Origin of the sequence: Butyrivibrio sp. X503, assembly GCF_003625475.1 — a bacterium.
In the GTDB taxonomy this organism is placed as follows: domain Bacteria; phylum Bacillota; class Clostridia; order Lachnospirales; family Lachnospiraceae; genus Butyrivibrio.
In genome coordinates this window covers 449,064-465,481 of the sequence record NZ_RAIQ01000003.1, presented here as the reverse complement: position 1 = coordinate 465,481, position 16,418 = coordinate 449,064, and the positions used below count along the sequence as shown (strand labels likewise).

At 44.4% G+C, this 16,418-nt stretch carries 16 protein-coding genes and 1 other annotated feature (1 of these 17 only partly in view); of the genes, 15 read left to right on the top strand and 1 reads right to left on the bottom strand.

The features are described from left to right. Positions 1-72: 72 nt before the first annotated feature. The 5 genes from D6853_RS07605 to glf all read left to right on the top strand — a co-directional run bounded on the left by D6853_RS07605 (position 73) and on the right by glf (position 5,669). On the top strand, positions 73-1,218 hold the full coding sequence (locus D6853_RS07605) for a GGDEF domain-containing protein (RefSeq protein WP_120657399.1): 1,146 nt from the start codon (positions 73-75) through the stop codon (positions 1,216-1,218). A gap of 15 nt (positions 1,219-1,233) precedes the next feature. Then, positions 1,234-2,841 (top strand): glycosyltransferase, encoded by a 1,608-nt coding sequence (locus D6853_RS07600; RefSeq protein WP_158588693.1) that lies wholly within the window; start codon positions 1,234-1,236, stop codon positions 2,839-2,841. A gap of 24 nt (positions 2,842-2,865) precedes the next feature. Continuing rightward, complete coding sequence (locus tag D6853_RS07595) at positions 2,866-3,597, top strand: zinc ribbon domain-containing protein (RefSeq protein ID WP_120657397.1); 732 nt, start codon at positions 2,866-2,868, stop codon at positions 3,595-3,597. Between the two features lie 377 nt (positions 3,598-3,974). Continuing rightward, the gene (locus D6853_RS07590) at positions 3,975-4,310 is read left to right on the top strand and encodes a hypothetical protein (RefSeq protein WP_022778055.1); all 336 of its coding nucleotides are present in this window, start codon (positions 3,975-3,977) and stop codon (positions 4,308-4,310) included. A 162-nt stretch (positions 4,311-4,472) separates the two neighbouring features. Further along, entirely contained in the window at positions 4,473-5,669 is a 1,197-nt protein-coding gene (gene glf, locus D6853_RS07585) for a UDP-galactopyranose mutase (RefSeq protein ID WP_120657396.1), read from the top strand. Between the two features lie 135 nt (positions 5,670-5,804). Here glf and fliD read toward each other — a convergent pair whose 3' ends face one another. Further along, a complete protein-coding gene (gene fliD, locus D6853_RS07580) occupies positions 5,805-7,115 on the bottom strand; it encodes a flagellar filament capping protein FliD (protein ID WP_120657395.1) in 1,311 nt (436 codons plus the stop codon). A gap of 245 nt (positions 7,116-7,360) precedes the next feature. On the opposite strand from fliD, the gene D6853_RS07575 reads away from it, so the two are divergent. The 10 genes from D6853_RS07575 (at position 7,361) to D6853_RS07530 (ending at position 16,366) form a co-directional block, all read left to right on the top strand. After that, complete coding sequence (locus D6853_RS07575; protein WP_120657394.1) at positions 7,361-9,331, top strand: hypothetical protein; 1,971 nt, start codon at positions 7,361-7,363, stop codon at positions 9,329-9,331. A gap of 73 nt (positions 9,332-9,404) precedes the next feature. Then, positions 9,405-11,084 (top strand): hypothetical protein, encoded by a 1,680-nt coding sequence (locus D6853_RS07570; protein WP_120657393.1) that lies wholly within the window; start codon positions 9,405-9,407, stop codon positions 11,082-11,084. 2 nt (positions 11,085-11,086) lie between these two features. Further along, the gene (locus tag D6853_RS07565; RefSeq protein ID WP_120657392.1) at positions 11,087-11,881 is read left to right on the top strand and encodes a biotin--[acetyl-CoA-carboxylase] ligase; all 795 of its coding nucleotides are present in this window, start codon (positions 11,087-11,089) and stop codon (positions 11,879-11,881) included. Positions 11,882-11,960: 79 nt separating this feature from the next. Beyond that, on the top strand, positions 11,961-12,482 hold the full coding sequence (locus D6853_RS07560; protein ID WP_243108314.1) for a biotin transporter BioY: 522 nt from the start codon (positions 11,961-11,963) through the stop codon (positions 12,480-12,482). A gap of 173 nt (positions 12,483-12,655) precedes the next feature. After that, positions 12,656-12,805, top strand: coding sequence for a 50S ribosomal protein L33 (gene rpmG / locus D6853_RS07555; RefSeq protein ID WP_120657390.1), 150 nt, complete (start codon positions 12,656-12,658; stop codon positions 12,803-12,805). Positions 12,806-12,835: 30 nt separating this feature from the next. After that, positions 12,836-13,090 (top strand): preprotein translocase subunit SecE, encoded by a 255-nt coding sequence (gene secE, locus D6853_RS07550; protein WP_120657389.1) that lies wholly within the window; start codon positions 12,836-12,838, stop codon positions 13,088-13,090. A 16-nt stretch (positions 13,091-13,106) separates the two neighbouring features. After that, positions 13,107-13,742 carry a transcription termination/antitermination protein NusG gene (gene nusG / locus D6853_RS07545; RefSeq protein WP_120657388.1) on the top strand — a complete coding sequence of 212 codons (636 nt, stop codon included), beginning with the start codon at positions 13,107-13,109 and terminating at the stop codon, positions 13,740-13,742. A 144-nt stretch (positions 13,743-13,886) separates the two neighbouring features. Continuing rightward, entirely contained in the window at positions 13,887-14,312 is a 426-nt protein-coding gene (gene rplK, locus D6853_RS07540; RefSeq protein ID WP_022765113.1) for a 50S ribosomal protein L11, read from the top strand. Between the two features lie 13 nt (positions 14,313-14,325). Next, entirely contained in the window at positions 14,326-15,015 is a 690-nt protein-coding gene (gene rplA, locus D6853_RS07535; RefSeq protein ID WP_120657387.1) for a 50S ribosomal protein L1, read from the top strand. Between the two features lie 100 nt (positions 15,016-15,115). After that, complete coding sequence (locus D6853_RS07530) at positions 15,116-16,366, top strand: CapA family protein (protein ID WP_120657386.1); 1,251 nt, start codon at positions 15,116-15,118, stop codon at positions 16,364-16,366. 41 nt (positions 16,367-16,407) lie between these two features. Then, positions 16,408-16,418 (top strand) — a sequence feature (ribosomal protein L10 leader region) (it continues 119 nt past the right edge of the window).

Genomic DNA, 16,418 nt, shown 5'->3' with positions numbered 1-16,418 from the left:
TGTTTTCTGTACATTTTTCCATGGAACGAAGACCTTTAACTATATTGGATCAGATATAATGGATGGGTATTTATGATTGATATTACGTCTGTTTTTGCGAGTAATATAGTTGGATTTTTGTTAATGGCGGGCCTGCTCCTTAGTCGAGGCTGGAGAATCCAGACCAAGAACTCTGAGAGTGGTATTTTGCTTGTAATGATATTTGCCGTAATGGTGGGCTGTGTTTTTGATCCGATAGCGTCTTTCTTGGACGGGCAGCCGGGCAATGTCAGCAGGATGGGTGTTTACGTCAGCAATACTCTGCTTTTTTTCCTTAATATAGTTATAGGACCGGGATATATTACCCTTATCGAGCGTCATATCAATGAACGACAAGGGATTAAACAGAAGTTTTTTATTTATTCTGTTTGCGTGGTAGAATTATTGGTGCTTATCATCAATATCTTTTACCCGCTTGTATTTTACGTTAATGAGAACAATTCATATTGCCGTTTGAGCTTTTACTGGTTGTATATAGGGGCGGAGCTCTTTTTCCTTGGATATGGTCTGTACGTGTACATAGCGGCGAAGAAGAGGGGAAGGTTCCTTAAGTATTTCCCCGCATGGCAGTTCCTTGTGCCGATCATAGTCGGAATGATCGTTCAGTCCTGCGTCTATGGAATTTCACTTATATGGCCTTGTGTGGGCGTTGCGTTTTGTGAGATTGCGATCTCTCTTCAAAATGAGAGTATTTATTTGGATAAGCTGACGGGAGCATATAACAGGTTTTATCTTGATGAATTTATAAATATGGCAAGGAGGCGCGGCGGTGAATATGCGGCTCTTATGCTTGATATGAACGGGTTTAAGAAGATAAACGACAATTTCTCGCATGCCGAGGGTGACAATGCGCTTATTGTTATTGCGGATATTCTTAGCAACGTAGTAAGGAGTAAGGGCGTGGTTATCCGTTTTGCGGGAGATGAGTTTATAATCGTGCTTGATTCCGTTACGGAAGAGGGCGTTATAAATTGCAAAAAGCAGATTGCCGAAGCGATAGATGATTACAATGAAACTTCCGGAAAGCCGTACAAGCTTTCTGCGGCTGTTGGCGGCTCTGTGTATGATTTTGACGATCCAAATGCTGATTTTATCAGCAATATAGATAAGCTTATGTACGCCGATAAGGCGGAGTATTACAAGATTCACGACAGAAGAAAGAAACCGGAACAGGGGTAAAGACGGGGGATGGCAATGTACGAGAAACTGACTGAATTGATAGGGAAAGGTGATTATAAGGAAGCTCTTTATGAGTTTCAGGATGAATATCTGCATATAGATGAAAAAAACAATATCGATGCGGCGAAGCTGTGCGTTCTGGAGGCTACGATATGGGAGGCTCTGGGCGACGACACGGCTGAGTTTGACGCCATAGCTCGTGGAATTGCCTATGATGGCTCCAACTACGAGCTTTTTTATATGCTTGGACTCTATTATAAGGACATCAACGTTAATAAGGCGTATCTGTGCATGGAGATGGCGCTCTATTACTGCGATAACACCGATGACAGACGCGTTATAGAAAGCTCTTTTGACGAGATGGTTAATTCACCCGGATTCAGGGTTAGAAATACCAGCATCATGATCCTTTCGTACAACGATCTTGAGCTGTTAAAAAGATGCATTGAATCGATAGAAAGGTATGTTCCAAAGTGCAGCTGCGAGATAGTTGTCGTTGACAACGCTTCTACGCAGGAGGGCGTTATCGAGTATCTCAAGGATAAAAAAGAGAACTCGGAGTTTGACATTAAGCTGATAGCATGCGACGAGAATCTGGGCTTCCCCAAGGGTTGTAATCTTGGAACCAAGTACTGCAACAAGGAAAACGATGTCTTTTATCTGAATAACGATGCGTGCCTTACGAGAAACGCACTGTTTTTCCTTAGGATGGGACTTTATGACAACAGGGATGTGGGCGCGGTCGGACCGCTTTCAAACAGCGCCTCTCTTCAGGAGATTCCGCCAACCGAGTTTTATAAATATTCGGGAAAAGAACTTTCGGATATGTGGCACAGAAAGCTTGGAATAGAAGAGAGCATCAAGGTCTTTAAGGGATATGCGCACGATCATTCCTATCCTATGAGAAGCGCTTATATCAAGAGGTTCAGGCTTACGGGCTTTGCGCTTTTGTTGGCGTGTCAGGCGATAAATGAGGTCGCTACGGACATGAAGGTGTTTGACGAGACCTTTTCACCGGGATATTTTGAGGACGACGATCTCGGAATAAGGCTTGCAAGAGCGGGCTTTGCGCAGCTTGTGTGCAAGAATGCGTTTGTATATCACAACGGCGGTTCCGGCTTTGAAGGGCATAACGATGCGCTTGAGGCGGGCAGAGAGAAGTTTAAGGAGAAGTGGGGCTTTGATATCTGGGGCTATTCGCTTCCGTGGTTTGAGGTCGCCGACGAAGTCATCGCTATGGTAAAAGAGAAGAAGGGAAGCCTTCGAATTGTCGATTTTACCTGCGGTTTTGGTGCGACTGCGTCATATATTAAGAGCAGCTGCCCGGAGACTTTTATTGCAGGCGTTTGCAGGAATTCTTTTGAGGCGGGTATTGCCAAGAGGCTTGCCGACGATGTTTGCTGGGGCGACACGAATGCCATGAAGCTTCCGTGGAGCGACAGGTCTTTTGACGTGGTGATCGCACCCAAGGGCGAGGTCAGCATGGGACAGGTTATGAGATATCTTAAGCCTGACGGAAAGTGGCTTGGCGCGGGCGAAGAGAATAAGACCGAGAATGAGAAGGATATCATAAATGTGAATGCTTCGGGATTTGATTCCGTGAAGGTGGATGATCTTTTGTGACCGCAGATAAATGGGAGGATCGGGATGAATTGTCCTAATTGCAACCGGGAATTTCCGGACAATATGAATCTCAAGATCAAGTTCTGTCCGATGTGCGGCAGCAGGCTGTTTGAGGACGGAAAAGAATATGTGATACAGGTGGAGTGCGTCGGTCAGAGGTCCATAGGCGAGCCCAATATGATGGTCTTTCTGGATGACAAGCAGCTCTACGAGGTAAAGGCGGGCGAGAGCATTTGTTTTGCGGCAAAAGCGGGCTTTCACACGCTCAGATTCAGGCAGAAGGTCAGGAATAAGACGATCACACTTCTCGTTAATTCAAGCTATGCCATAAAAGCTTATTTTAATTCACTTTCCGGGCTTATTGAGACCGGAGTCACCAAGTATGTCGACAACAGCGCTGAATTTAAGATAAACACAATGAGCCTTACGCCGCCCATTATGATGGTTGAAGACGACAAGGAGGGCTTTGATACGCTCCTTGGAAACGACGGACCGGATTATGAGTTCAGAGTTACCAGCGGGCTTAAGGAGGGCACTCTTGCGATCTACGGCGAGAGGTGCGAGTTTACCGCAGATACCAGCATGATAAAAGAAATTGTTTATTATAAGAATGTTGTCGGAGTAAAAAAGAAAATGGGCTCAATTGACATTCAATGCGATGGAAATGTCCATAAAGTGTATAGTATTCCGAAAGATAGCTACAATGAGGTGTTGTCATTTTTGTCCAATAGAATAGAGGAAGTAAAGAGCTCATAAAAAAAGACTGAATATACGCAAAAACCAAAAAATATATATTAATAAACGAAAAACAGCACTTCGGTGCTGTTTGTTTTTTCGTCTATTGTTTTGAAAATTCCATCAGGTATATAGAAGGGTGTTATGACTTGTTGACGGGAAAAAGTCTTTATTATAACTGCGAATTGTGAAAAATGTGTGAACACTTTCGCAAATTATTGTTTTTTGCTGGATTTTCGTTAAAATGCCAAAAAACAGTCGGCAATCTTAATGAATTTTTATGGGAAAATTCCTCTAAAAAGTAAATGACGAAATTCCGTCTATGTGGTAGACTTGTTTTTGCAAAAGAAAAGACATTCACATGTGAATAAAAATATATTCAGGAGGTTTTATTTAAGATGACAAAAGCTGAGATTTTGAAGAAAGAGATTTTACAGCAGTACAAGAGTGTTAGACAGTTTGCAATCGATATGTCTATTCCTTACAGCACACTTGTAACCGCTTTAGATAGGGGCATCGAAGGAATGGCTTACGGAACAGTTATTAAGATGTGTGATCGTTTGAACCTTAACCCCGTTGATTTCTCAACACTTGAGCAGGGAACAGACCTTGGAAAGAAGATCGTAGAGAATCGTGTTATGCAGCAGTACGTTAAGCTTAACAAGGCAGGACGTAAGAAGATCCTTGATATGATGGGAGATTTCTCACAGCTTGATAAGTACCAGGCTGACTGATTTACAAGTAATTTGGGTTTATGAGCGCTGCATTGGCAGTAGGTTATAATTTATTATATGGTATGATTAACACCGCGGATTTGGTATAATAAAGTCCGCGGTGTTATTAGTTTGCCGCGAGAGCGGAACTTCCGCATTACCTTTTATTATGGAGGATCATACATGAAATACGATTATTTAGTTGTCGGCGCAGGCCTTTTTGGCGCTGTATTTGCCAGATTCATGGCTGAGAACGGCAAGAATGTCCTTGTTATCGACAAGAGGGACAATATCGCCGGCAATATTTATACAGAGGAAAAGATGGGCATCAACGTTCATAAGTACGGCGCTCATATTTTCCACACATCGGATAAGGAAGTATGGGAGTATGTGAACAGGTTTGCAGAGTTCAACAATTACATCAACAGTCCTGTTGCCGTTTACAAGGATGAGCTCTACAATCTTCCTTTTAACATGAATACTTTCAGCAAGATGTGGAATATCAAGACTCCCGCTGAGGCCAAGGCTATCATCGACAAGCAGGCAGATGAGGAGAAAAAGAAGATCAATGAGAAGAAGGGTACGGATACCTTCACTGCGGATAATCTCGAGGAGCAGGCTCTTTCGCTTGCGGGCAGAGATATCTATGAAAAGCTTGTAAAGGGCTACACGGAGAAGCAGTGGGGCAGAGATTGTACGGAGCTTCCGGCGTTTATCATAAAGCGTCTTCCCATGAGATTTATCTATGACAACAACTACTTTAACGACAGATTCCAGGGGATTCCCATGGGCGGATATACCAAGATGGTTGAAAAGATATTGCTTATGTCCGGAGATGAGAAGGTAAGCGGCTCGATCACGGTCAAGACAGGTGTTGATTACTATGATTTCGTTAAGCTTGCGGGCAATGTTCCCGCTGAGCCTTTTGAATCGGTTAACGGAGACTCTTTTGACAAGATCCTGTTTACAGGTATGATCGATGAGTTCTTTGGCTACAAGCTCGGAACTCTTGAGTACAGGTCTCTTAGGTTTGAGACCGAGGAGCTCCCCGATGTGGACAACTATCAGGGCAATGCGGTTGTAAATTACACGGAGCGCGAGATTCCTTATACAAGGATTATCGAGCACAAGCATTTCGAATACGGTCAGGGCAAGGGAACGATCATCACGAGAGAGTATCCCGCCGATTGGAAGCACGGCGATGAGCCTTATTATCCGATGAACGATGACAAGAACAATGAGCTCTACAAGAAGTACACCGAGCTTGCCAAGGAGTTCCCGAATATCCTCTTTGGAGGAAGACTTGGTCAGTACAAGTATTACAACATGGATCAGGTCGTAAGAGCGGCACTTGATATGTGCAAGGAGCTTGGAGTATAAGCACATTTTGATATGCTATAAACGGTCGTTTACACATATTTTTCTGCAAAAAAGAAGCAACACGCTGATGGAGCGTGCTGCTTCTTTTCTATGAGATCAAGTCACCTACCTGCAGATAGGGACTCTTAACTATGTTTAGCTGTAATTGTTGAACATCATTCCGGAATACTCGCTGGTTATGTAAGGCGATGTCGTGTTTTTCGTGGATTCCGGGTTCTTGTAATTAACAACCGGCCTGTCTATGTACTTCATCGGGTCTACCGAAATGTCTTTTGCCTTCTTGATAAGAGCATCCGTGAAGTTCTTGATCGACGAAAGCTGTCTGTTGTCGAGCGAAGCTTCGATGGCCTGCTTCAAAAGCTCTTCGTCAACCTCTATCGTTCCTTCACCGGTAAATGATATTCCGATGTCCTCGCAGCCTGTCATGTACAGCTTGGCGATTCCGATTGCTTCGGTCTTGACTCTTTCGCTCTTAAACTTGTCGTTGTTTTCGCCGACGGTATCGGTCACGAAGCTGTTGTAGCTGTCCATGATCGACATTATGTGACGGCGAAGCGCCTCGTTGTCCTTCATAACGCCTACGTGTATCGGCTTTCCGGGATCGGTCACGTCGCTAATCTGAATGTCGAACTTGGAACCTACCGTAAAGTGATTGGACACGGCGCTCTTTTCCTCACCGTTAAGGGTGAAGAGAGCGTTGGATGCGGGCCTTAGTACATTATCAAGTCCAAGTGCCGCCACAGCGCCTTTTCCAAGGTCGCCTGAGGTTTCATATATATCGAACTGGTTAAAAGAGCCTTCTCTTACGCCGGTTCTCGTTGATGTGATCTCGATGGCGCCAAATCCGTTCTCAAATTCGGTGATCTTGGCTTTAAGTCCGACGTCCGCTTTATTTATCAGTCTTTCGAGCTTTTGAAGAACGTCGATGTTCTTGTCGGAATCGTAGATATTGAATTGGAACTCGAATTCCTGCTCGCCGATCCTTACGTCAAATGCATAGCTTCCTTCCGTGAGGGCTGCCTTCTCTTCGAGAGGAAGAGGGTGTCCCTGATTGGTCTGAACGGAAGCCAGCTGCGTAACTTCAATGTCAAATCCGATAACACCGACATCCTGATCGGGAGTTTTGCCGATATAAGAAGCGGCAACTCTTCCGGGATCCGTCGTGAATGCGGAAGTGTGCGTGAGCGAAGATCTGTCTTCCTGATCGCTCAAACTGAAAATATTGCCCTGAAGCTGTCTTGCACGCTCTTTTATATCAATCGCATCATTGCGGGATTCGTCATCATTGGTCAAAAGATATAGAGGGGATTGTTTGTTGTGTTTAGCTATAGACTTATACACATCCCGAAGCTCATCTTTTCGATGCGCGTCAGCATGTGTGACATCTTTGGATACGTAATCCTGTATGAAATGGTTATAAACACCATTTAAAGATATGCCTGCCATACGTGCCCCTCCTTTCTTCCGTGATAACGTGCGCAATATATACTCTGCCAATCCATTGACATCAGTCGCACGAGGGCATGTTTAGCCACCTTTAGTTACTTACATTATATTTTTTATTGGTCAATTGTCAACTGTTTTTTATCACAAAATCGAAGATTTTACAAAAAATTTATATATGATATCTTGTAAATTGCTTTTGCACCCACGCTCATACTATAATGATGAGGTGTAAAGGACGGACTACTATGATATTTGCGATCACTGTTGTGGCGATGCTTTTGCTTTCGGCCACGTTTTCATATAAATATAAAGATTCTTTTTATAATACTTTGCCTTTGTCGCTTGTTATTACGATGCTGGTGCTCTATGTGCTGGCGTTTTTTAGGGGAATGCGGCTTATAGGTGTACTTTCCGTGCTGTTTATAGCGGCTTTGGGCATTTGCTTCTATCTTAAGACCTGTGTTTTGGCTTCTAAAGGAGTAGGCAGAAGGGACGTGGCAAAGAACAAGCTAAAAGAGTTCTTTTCTATGATCCCAGGGGCAGAGCTTGCTGCTTTTGCGCTGTTTCTTTTTGCTGTAAGACTTCTTACCGGTGATATGGTCTTTAATTGGTGGGATGACATCAATTTCTGGTCTTCGGATGCCAAGCAGCTCTTTTATCTGGGAGGATTCCCCGGAAAATACGGCAATGTTTCACCTGAGTTTGGCGATTATCCGCCCGCGGGCTCTCTGATAAAGTGGCTTTTCCTTCAGATCTCGCCGGGTGAGTACGATGAGAGCATTCAGTTCTTTGGATATTTCACGATGAATCTGATTTTCCTGCTTCCGTTGTACGGGGCGGTGAAGAGAGGGATCAATAAGATGATTGCGCAGCGGGTTGTACGCTATGCTTTTTGCGTGATCACGTTTCTTGCGATAGTTCTTTTTCCCGGCGTGTTCAGCGGGATCATCTACTACGGAACGCCTGCGGATGTGACGATGGCGATAGTTTACGGCGCACTGCTGTATATGATTCTTGAAGGCGATGTTAGCGGTCCGTTTTACTACGTCAGGATATTCCTTATGACTTCGATGCTTCTTTTGACCAAGTCCGTAGGAATAGAGTGGGCGATCTTTGCACTGGTATTTTACTTTATTATGAAAAGAAAGAGCGGCATCAGGGGCATAGTTCTTACCGTTCTCGGAAGCGGAGCGGTTTACGGAAGCTGGCTTTTGTTCTGCCTGCTAAACAGACGTGTCGCCAAGCTCACGGGCGCAGGGATAAAGATGGCTACGTCGGGAACGTATGAAGCGCCCGCGAACGCGCTTGATAAGGCGAAGTTCTTTACGCAGGGCTTTTGGACGATGCCTATCCATGCCGACAGCAATCTGTCTTTGGATATTTCAACAGGTGTCGTTGTCATATTGATATTTGCGGCGATAGTTGTTTTGGGCACGACTAAGATCATCAAGAAAAAAGAGGCGGTGAAGCTAGCAATCTTCATGGCTGTGACGGCTCTTTTGACCTATGGGATCATCTTCCTTGCGCATATTTCGATATTTATGACGGAAGATCAGTATCTGGATGCGTTTGCAATGTCGATTTCGATTTCGCGCTACGGATGTCCGTTCGCGCTGGGCGGAGTGTATCTGCTGATGTGCATGTACTATGAAGGAAAAGCGGGAGCGAACCGCGCGGGACAATCTGCATCAGCAAGTTCGGATTCTGATTCCGGCAGCAGATTTTCTGCAATCCGTACCTGCCTTGCTACATCCGCGTTTGCGATTTTTGTTTTCCTTACAGCCAATTACGTCGGCTTTTTCGGATATCTTTTTGATCATAAGCAGGCGATGGAAGAGAATGCGGCCTACGTTGACGAGATGGTCGGAGAAGACGGCAAGGCGCTTGCGGAGACTGTTTTTGCGAATAAAGAGCTCTGGGGCAAAAGAGTTCTCGTTATGCGCGACGGTCACACCTATCACTGGGTTCACAACGCTTATATAAGCGGCAAGGCATCTCCCGTTGCGCTTGTCTATGACGGCTTTATCGCTGAGGAAGACAGCGCCGAGGCGATGGCGAGGAAGATCGCGGAAAGCCATGCTTCGTATTTATATATAGAAGATGATGAGATGCTTTCGAAGGATCTTTTTACTCCTTTATTAAAAGAGGGGGCAGATTTCGAAAGCAGGAAAGTGTATAGTATTACTTATGTAAATGGCGGCGTCCTCCTGGAATGATCAGGCGCGCCGATCATATAAAGCTCCTCTGTCTGCGAGGATAAAACAACTTATAAAGGAAAGGTAATAACAAATGAAGAAAAGTATTTTTATCGGAATTGCCGGTGCTGCAGTGATGCTTTTGTCGGCATGCGGCGAAACTGATGGTGCGGAGAATGTAAGCGAAGCACAAGTGTCGCAGGAAGCATCAAATGATTCTTCGGCGGAGGCGGCATCGGAAGATACAGCTTCGGATGAAAGCTCTTTGGAGAAATCAGACAGTGGCAATGATGGAGCCTCGATTTCCGATGAGGATTGGAAAGAGTGCTACAGAGCATTTTTAAAAGAACTTGACGGTGGCGGGCAGTTTTCTCTTTTTGACCTTGATAACGATGGCGTTCCCGAGCTCTTTTTGGATGCTGATTCAAAAGGAACCAAAGAGATCTATGCGTATGACGGATCATCGAATACCGTTAAGACCACAGATGTTTACTGCGGATATCATACATCGGGATCTATCATGCTAAGGCAGATCAAGGATACAAATTATTTCATTACCGGACCTGCATTTAGCGAGGATACGGTTCTGTATAAATTTGAAAACGGTGAAGCCAAGCAGATTATAGGCTGCGGAATGGGGGCAGAGGAAAAACCATATTATTATTCCGACAGCTTTGAAAAAGAGATCACCAAAGAAGAGTTTGAAAAGACATTTAAAGACAGCACCGGAATTGAGTGGACGGCTTCTTTGCCGGGGCTTAAAGGTGACCTTGGTTTGACCGAATATCTTTCCAAGGATCTTTCGGATGATGCTTTTTATACTCCTTTTAGCGAAGCGGACAAAGAGCTCACGGCAGAAGCTGTGGGTGAGATCCCGTACTATCAACAGTATGAAATATATTCGAATTATGTATCTGCAAAGGAAAGATGGGAAGCGGATGTTGATGAACAGTCGCAAAAATTATACGATTCATTTTTGCAGGGAAAAGAAAAGGCGGTGTTCTCGGCGGACGGAGATATAAGCCAGTACATTGAGTTTTCCGAGTTTTTGACAGACGGGAAAGCATATACGATCGACGAAATTATCGCAGGGGTTACTTCTCCGGGACAATACGGCGAGCGCTGGAATTTTAATAAATACAAAGAATATTATGTGGATTGCGGCCTTGACGGGAAGCTTGAATTGGATGTATGCCTTGAGTATGATTCGGAATTTACTCCCGAATTTGTTGTGACAAATATAAACGGTAAGCTAAAGATATGTTTTTGCTGCGATTCCTGGAGCAGGAGTGAGACTAATGTTTTTTATAGCGGCAAGATATCATCCTTCGGCTCATCGGGAGCGACATCGCACGGCGGAAGGACGGGTTATATTGATGCCGACGGCGTTTATCATTTTTGGTATAGAACACATGAAGAGTATAACGGCCAAAACTGTGGTGGCGTAATTGAGGATTTCCCGGGGCTTGATGAAAATCTTCAGGTTATAGAAGAGAGTATACGTTTTGAAAATTACGAAGGTTATGATAAAGAATTAGAAAAGAAATACAATTATTACTATTTCTATATTGTTGATAAGGATGACAATGATATCGAGGATGACCCTGCTTCCGCTGACAATCCTTATGATATCGTGCGTAAAGCCTACAAGGATGCGGGATATAATGTCACCACTTACGAAGAAGCCGAAAAAATGAAGACAGATGCCCGCAAAAAGATTGGGCTTACTGATGAGATTTACAACTACGGAGATGAGTATAAGCCGGAGGAGTAGTAATGACTTCAAAAGAAAAGGTGCTTGAATTTCTTGAATCGAATAAAGGAAAGTATATCTCGGGCGAAGCCGTTGCGGAGTCGCTTGAGCTTTCGAGGACTGCGGTCTGGAAAGCGGTAAATGAGCTTCGAAAAAGCGGCTACGAGATCGAGGCTGTGAGCAACAAGGGCTATATGCTGGGGGAGTCCAGCGATATTCTGTCGGCAGCAGGCATAATCTCTTTTCTCCCGCACGAGTACCAAAAGGCTTACAAGGACGAGGAGCTTATTTGCGTCTACGACACGGTCGGTTCTACGAACCGCTTGGCAAAAGAGCTTGCTATCGCAGGAGGCGACCACGGCTCCGTTATCATAGCGAACGTGCAGACGGATGGGCATGGAAGAAGTGACCACAGCTTCTTTTCTCCAAAGGGCGGTCTGTACATGAGCATATTATTGAGACCCGAATATATGGATATCGGAGAGCTTAAGCCCGACGCTGTTACGATGGCGGTCGGAAACAGCGTCTGTGAGGCAATAGAGGATCTGACGGGAGTTTGTCCCACTCTTAAGCCTGTGAACGACCTTTATATAGGAGATAAGAAAGTCTGCGGAATCCTAACTGAAGCAGGAAGCGAGTTTGAAACGGGACTTGTTCAGTGGATAGTTGTCGGCATCGGCATTAACTTTGATTCTGACATAAGCTCTTTTCCCGACGAGATAAAAGATATCGCGACAAGCCTGTTTGAACCCGGCAAAGCCGCGGTGTCCAAGAACAAGCTTGCAGCTGAGATAATAGGAAGAATTGCTGATCTGTAAAAAGAAATTGTCAACCATTAATATATATAGGTTGACAATTAGCTTTTGTTCAATTACTATGTCTTTTGGAGGTGGAAACATGAAGACCAAAAGACTTGTTATTTGCGCACTGTTTGCTGCGCTTTTGTGTATATCTGCGTATTTGAGCATACCCACAATGCTTCCGATGGCGCCCAAGATCACAATGATGAATTTTGTGGTGTTTCTGATAGCGCTTCTTTTCCCCGGATATGAATCCTTTCTTATAGGAATAGTTTGGTTCCTTCTGGGGACTGTCGGACTTCCGGTGTTTATCGGAGGCGGCGCGGGAGTCGGATATCTTGTTGCACCTTATGGCGCATATACCTGGGCATTTCTGATCGTGTTCCTGGTTCTTCCTATTATAAGAGGAAAAAAATACAACAGAATTTGGTACAGCGTTTGCGGCATAATAGGAGTGCTTATAATTGATATAGTAGGTATGCTGTGGCTTATGCATTCTATGAGCTACGATCTTAAAACGGGATTGCTTATGGGATTCGTTCCTTTTATCCCACTTGATCTGTTAAAAGCCGTTGTGGCGGCGCAGGTAATTCCCGCATTCAGAAAGGTGCTTGATTAAGGTACCTGCGCGGAATCTGTAAGTTGTTTGGATATTTGGGAAAAAGACGCAAATTTCCGTTGACGAAGATAAAACAGTATGATATATTAGACAAGCGACATGAGATTTACGTCTTTTTTTTATGCAAAAAATTATAGTGGCGATTTAGAAGAGTACACGCCGGAGGTGAGATAATGCGTACAAGAATTACACTTGCTTGCACAGAATGCAAGAACCGTAACTATGACACAACCAAGGATAAGAAGACACATCCTGATCGTGTTGAGATGAAGAAGTATTGCCCTTTCTGCAAGAAGCACACTTTACATAAAGAAACAAAGTAATTTCATCCTTTTAGGAGGGAGACTACGGGTATGGAAGAGACCAAGGTAGTAGAAAACAAGTCCACATCTTCTAAGAAGAATTCAGGCAAGGGATTTTTTGCCGGATTGGGTTCTTTCTTTTCAGGAGTAATGGCTGAGTTTGGCAAGATCATTTGGCCTAGCCAGAATGATATGATCAAACAGACAACAGCAGTTATTGTTGTTTCTGTTATTTGCTGCGCGTTGATAGCTGTATTGGACTATGCGTTTGGATATGGAATGAATTTTCTCACATCTATATTCTAAATAATAAGGAGATAATATGTCAGAAGAAATGGAAAAGTCTTTTGAATCTGATGAGGTATTATCAGATGAGGTCGTTAACGCTGAGAACACTGAGAGCGAAGTAACGGCTGATACACAGAGTACTGATACAAACGAGAATGCTCATTGGTACGTTGTTCATACATATTCAGGCTATGAGAAGAAGGTTAAGGACAACCTTGAGAGCGCTATCATCAACAGACACCTTGAGGATCAGATCTTTGAAGTAAGGATCCCTCTTCAGGATGTAGTTGAGGTTAAGAACGGCGTTCGCAAGAATGTTCAGAGGAAGATGTTCCCCGGATACGTTCTTGTCAACATGGATATGAATGATGAGACTTGGTACGTTGTTCGTAACACACGTGGCGTTACAGGTTTCGTAGGACCCGGAAGCAAGCCCGTTCCGCTTACAGATGCAGAGATCAAGCCTCTTGGAATCAAGACAGATACAGTTTCTGTTGATTTCGGTGTTGGCGATGAGATCGCAGTAGTGGCAGGTGTTTGGAAAGATACTGCCGGAGTTGTTCAGAGAATGGATTTTGGTAAGCAGACCGCTACCATCAATGTAGATCTCTTTGGACGTGAGACACCGGTTGAGATCAGCTTCGCTGAGGTCAGAAAGATCGACCGCTGATCATTTTTGAGATTTTTATTTGATATTTAGGCATTATTATGCTTGAATATATATTGCTCGTTCATACGGGCATGTAACCGCTGGAGTGGGAGCATTGTTCCCCGGGAATAATGCGCCGACCACATATTTTCAGGAGGTGCCATAATGGCAAAGAAAGTCGAAGGATATATTAAGTTACAGATCCAGGCTGGTAAAGCAACACCAGCACCACCGGTTGGACCCGCACTTGGTCAGCACGGTGTAAACATCGTTGAATTCACAAAGCAGTTCAACGCACAGACAGCAGATAAGGGTGACGTTATCATCCCTGTTGTTATCACAGTTTATGCAGACAGAAGTTTCACATTCATCACAAAGACTCCACCTGCTGCAGTTCTTCTTAAGAAGGCAGCTAAGATTCAGAAGGGTTCAGGAGTTCCTAACAAGACTAAGGTTGCAACCGTTTCTAAGGAAGATGTTAGAAAGATTGCAGAGACAAAGATGCCTGACCTTAATGCTGTTGACATCGAGGGTGCTATGAGCATGATCGCTGGTACAGCACGTAGCATGGGAATCGTAGTAGAAGACTGATGGAGGATGAGAGATGAAACACGGAAAGAAATACTTAGAAGCTGCTAAGCTTATTGATAAGACTCAGCAGTATGAAGCCGCTGATGCAATAGCTCTTGTTAAGAAGTCTGCTACTGCAAAGTTTGACGAGACTGTAGAGCTTCACATCAGAACAGGTTGTGACAGCCGTCACGCTGATCAGCAGATCAGAGGCGCTGTTGTTCTTCCTAACGGAACAGGTAAGACAGTTAAGGTTCTTGTATTCGCTAAGGGTACAAAGCTTGATGAGGCACAGGCTGCCGGCGCAGATTATGTTGGTGGCGAGGAGCTTATTCCTAAGATCCAGAACGAAGGATGGCTTGATTTCGACGTTGTAGTAGCAACACCTGACATGATGGGTGTAGTTGGACGTCTCGGTAAGGTTCTCGGACCTAAGGGACTTATGCCCAACCCTAAGGCTGGCACAGTTACTATGGACGTAACTAAGGCTGTTAACGATATCAAGGCTGGTAAGATCGAGTACAGACTTGATAAGGCTAATATCATCCACGTTCCTGTTGGAAAGGCATCTTTCACAGAGGAGCAGCTTGAGCAGAACTTCAACGCTCTTATGGATGCTATCACAAAGGCTAAGCCTTCATCAGTTAAGGGTCAGTACCTCAAGAGCATCACTCTTGCAACAACAATGGGCCCCGGCGTAAAGGTTGTAGCTAACAAGTATTGATTACTTGCATAAAAGATTTTTAAAGGAAACGCAGTAATGCGTTTCCTTTTTTAGTGGTTGTAACAGACAAAACCACAAAATATGGTATAATAACCACGATATGAGCAGATACTATGATGATAACAGACATAACGGAAATGATTCCGCCACCATAAAGCTTTTCCTTATAACACTTGCAATAGTGCTTGTGGTGGGAATTTCGGCTCTTTTCATAATTAAGAGTATAAAGAACAACCACTCATCGGATCACGGATTTCTTGCAGGTGCCTGGGAGGATATACCCGAGGCGGGTTACGCTATGAACGCAGCGGTAACGGATGAGGAGTCTGCCAAGAAAGCACTGGAGATCCCGGAAGAGGATAAAGCATATACGCATAAGATCGCTACGTACGATGATGAGGCTGTGACCATCGGCTTTGCGGGTGATATTTTGTTTGATGAGAATTATGCGGTAGGCGATAAGTTCAAAAGAAACGGCGACACTGCGGAAGGTATAGTCGGAAGCAACCTTCTGGAAAAGATGCGCGGCGTTGACATCATGATGATCAACAACGAGTTCCCATATTCCAACAGAGGAACACCCACAGAGGGAAAGACTTATACTTTCAGAGCGCGTCCCGAGACTGCAGGTATACTTACGACTATGGGCGCTGACATTGTCTCGCTAGCCAACAACCACGCATATGACTATGGAGAAGCGGCCCTCGTAGATTCTTTTTCCCATATAAGCGATCAGGGAATAGTTTATGCCGGAGCGGGCAATAATATAGAAGAAGCGTCTCATCCTGTTTACTATGTAACGGAGAGCGGAATGAAGGTCGCTTTTATCTGCGCGACTCAGATAGAAAGGCTTGACCATCCCGATACAAGAGGAGCGACGGAGGATTCTCCCGGAGTTTTCAGATGCTTCAACGATGAACTTCTTCTTGATAAGATCAGGGAAGCCCGCGAGAAGAATGCTTACGTTATAGTCTTTGTCCACTGGGGAACCGAGAGTACGACAGAAGTTGACTATCTTCAGAGAGATCAGGCAAAAGAGATCGCGGATGCCGGAGCGAATCTGATAATCGGCGCACATCCTCATGTGCTTCAGAAGATTGAATATGTAGGAAATGTTCCTGTTGTTTACAGTCTTGGCAATTTCATATTTAATTCAAAGACCCTGGATACGGGAATGGTCGTAACAACGCTTCACAAGAACGGAGCCGTAAACCTTCGTTTTGTTCCTGCAATCCAGAGCGGCTGCACAGTAAATGAAGCGGAAGGTGAAGAGCGCAGCAGGATCCTTGGATGGATGAGGAGTATATCACCCGGAGTAAATATTGACGAAAAAGGATATATTAGTCCTTGACAACATATATCTAATATGATAAATTATCTAAGGTTGTCCGTGAAAACACGGA

What these genes read in the sequence shown, in the direction of transcription:
- glf (WP_120657396.1), top strand. Translation starts at nt 4,473, where the DNA reads ATGAAATACGATTATTTAGTTGTCGGCGCAGGCCTTTTTGGCGCTGTA.
- D6853_RS07575 (WP_120657394.1), top strand. Translation starts at nt 7,361, where the DNA reads ATGATATTTGCGATCACTGTTGTGGCGATGCTTTTGCTTTCGGCCACG.
- rpmG (WP_120657390.1), top strand. Translation starts at nt 12,656, where the DNA reads ATGCGTACAAGAATTACACTTGCTTGCACAGAATGCAAGAACCGTAAC.
- D6853_RS07560 (WP_243108314.1), top strand. Translation starts at nt 11,961, where the DNA reads ATGAAGACCAAAAGACTTGTTATTTGCGCACTGTTTGCTGCGCTTTTG.
- D6853_RS07565 (WP_120657392.1), top strand. Translation starts at nt 11,087, where the DNA reads ATGACTTCAAAAGAAAAGGTGCTTGAATTTCTTGAATCGAATAAAGGA.
- rplA (WP_120657387.1), top strand. Translation starts at nt 14,326, where the DNA reads ATGAAACACGGAAAGAAATACTTAGAAGCTGCTAAGCTTATTGATAAG.
- D6853_RS07600 (WP_158588693.1), top strand. Translation starts at nt 1,234, where the DNA reads ATGTACGAGAAACTGACTGAATTGATAGGGAAAGGTGATTATAAGGAA.
- D6853_RS07570 (WP_120657393.1), top strand. Translation starts at nt 9,405, where the DNA reads ATGAAGAAAAGTATTTTTATCGGAATTGCCGGTGCTGCAGTGATGCTT.
- fliD (WP_120657395.1), bottom strand. Translation starts at nt 7,115, where the DNA reads ATGGCAGGCATATCTTTAAATGGTGTTTATAACCATTTCATACAGGAT.
- D6853_RS07605 (WP_120657399.1), top strand. Translation starts at nt 73, where the DNA reads ATGATTGATATTACGTCTGTTTTTGCGAGTAATATAGTTGGATTTTTG.
- secE (WP_120657389.1), top strand. Translation starts at nt 12,836, where the DNA reads ATGGAAGAGACCAAGGTAGTAGAAAACAAGTCCACATCTTCTAAGAAG.
- rplK (WP_022765113.1), top strand. Translation starts at nt 13,887, where the DNA reads ATGGCAAAGAAAGTCGAAGGATATATTAAGTTACAGATCCAGGCTGGT.
- D6853_RS07530 (WP_120657386.1), top strand. Translation starts at nt 15,116, where the DNA reads ATGAGCAGATACTATGATGATAACAGACATAACGGAAATGATTCCGCC.
- D6853_RS07590 (WP_022778055.1), top strand. Translation starts at nt 3,975, where the DNA reads ATGACAAAAGCTGAGATTTTGAAGAAAGAGATTTTACAGCAGTACAAG.
- nusG (WP_120657388.1), top strand. Translation starts at nt 13,107, where the DNA reads ATGTCAGAAGAAATGGAAAAGTCTTTTGAATCTGATGAGGTATTATCA.
- D6853_RS07595 (WP_120657397.1), top strand. Translation starts at nt 2,866, where the DNA reads ATGAATTGTCCTAATTGCAACCGGGAATTTCCGGACAATATGAATCTC.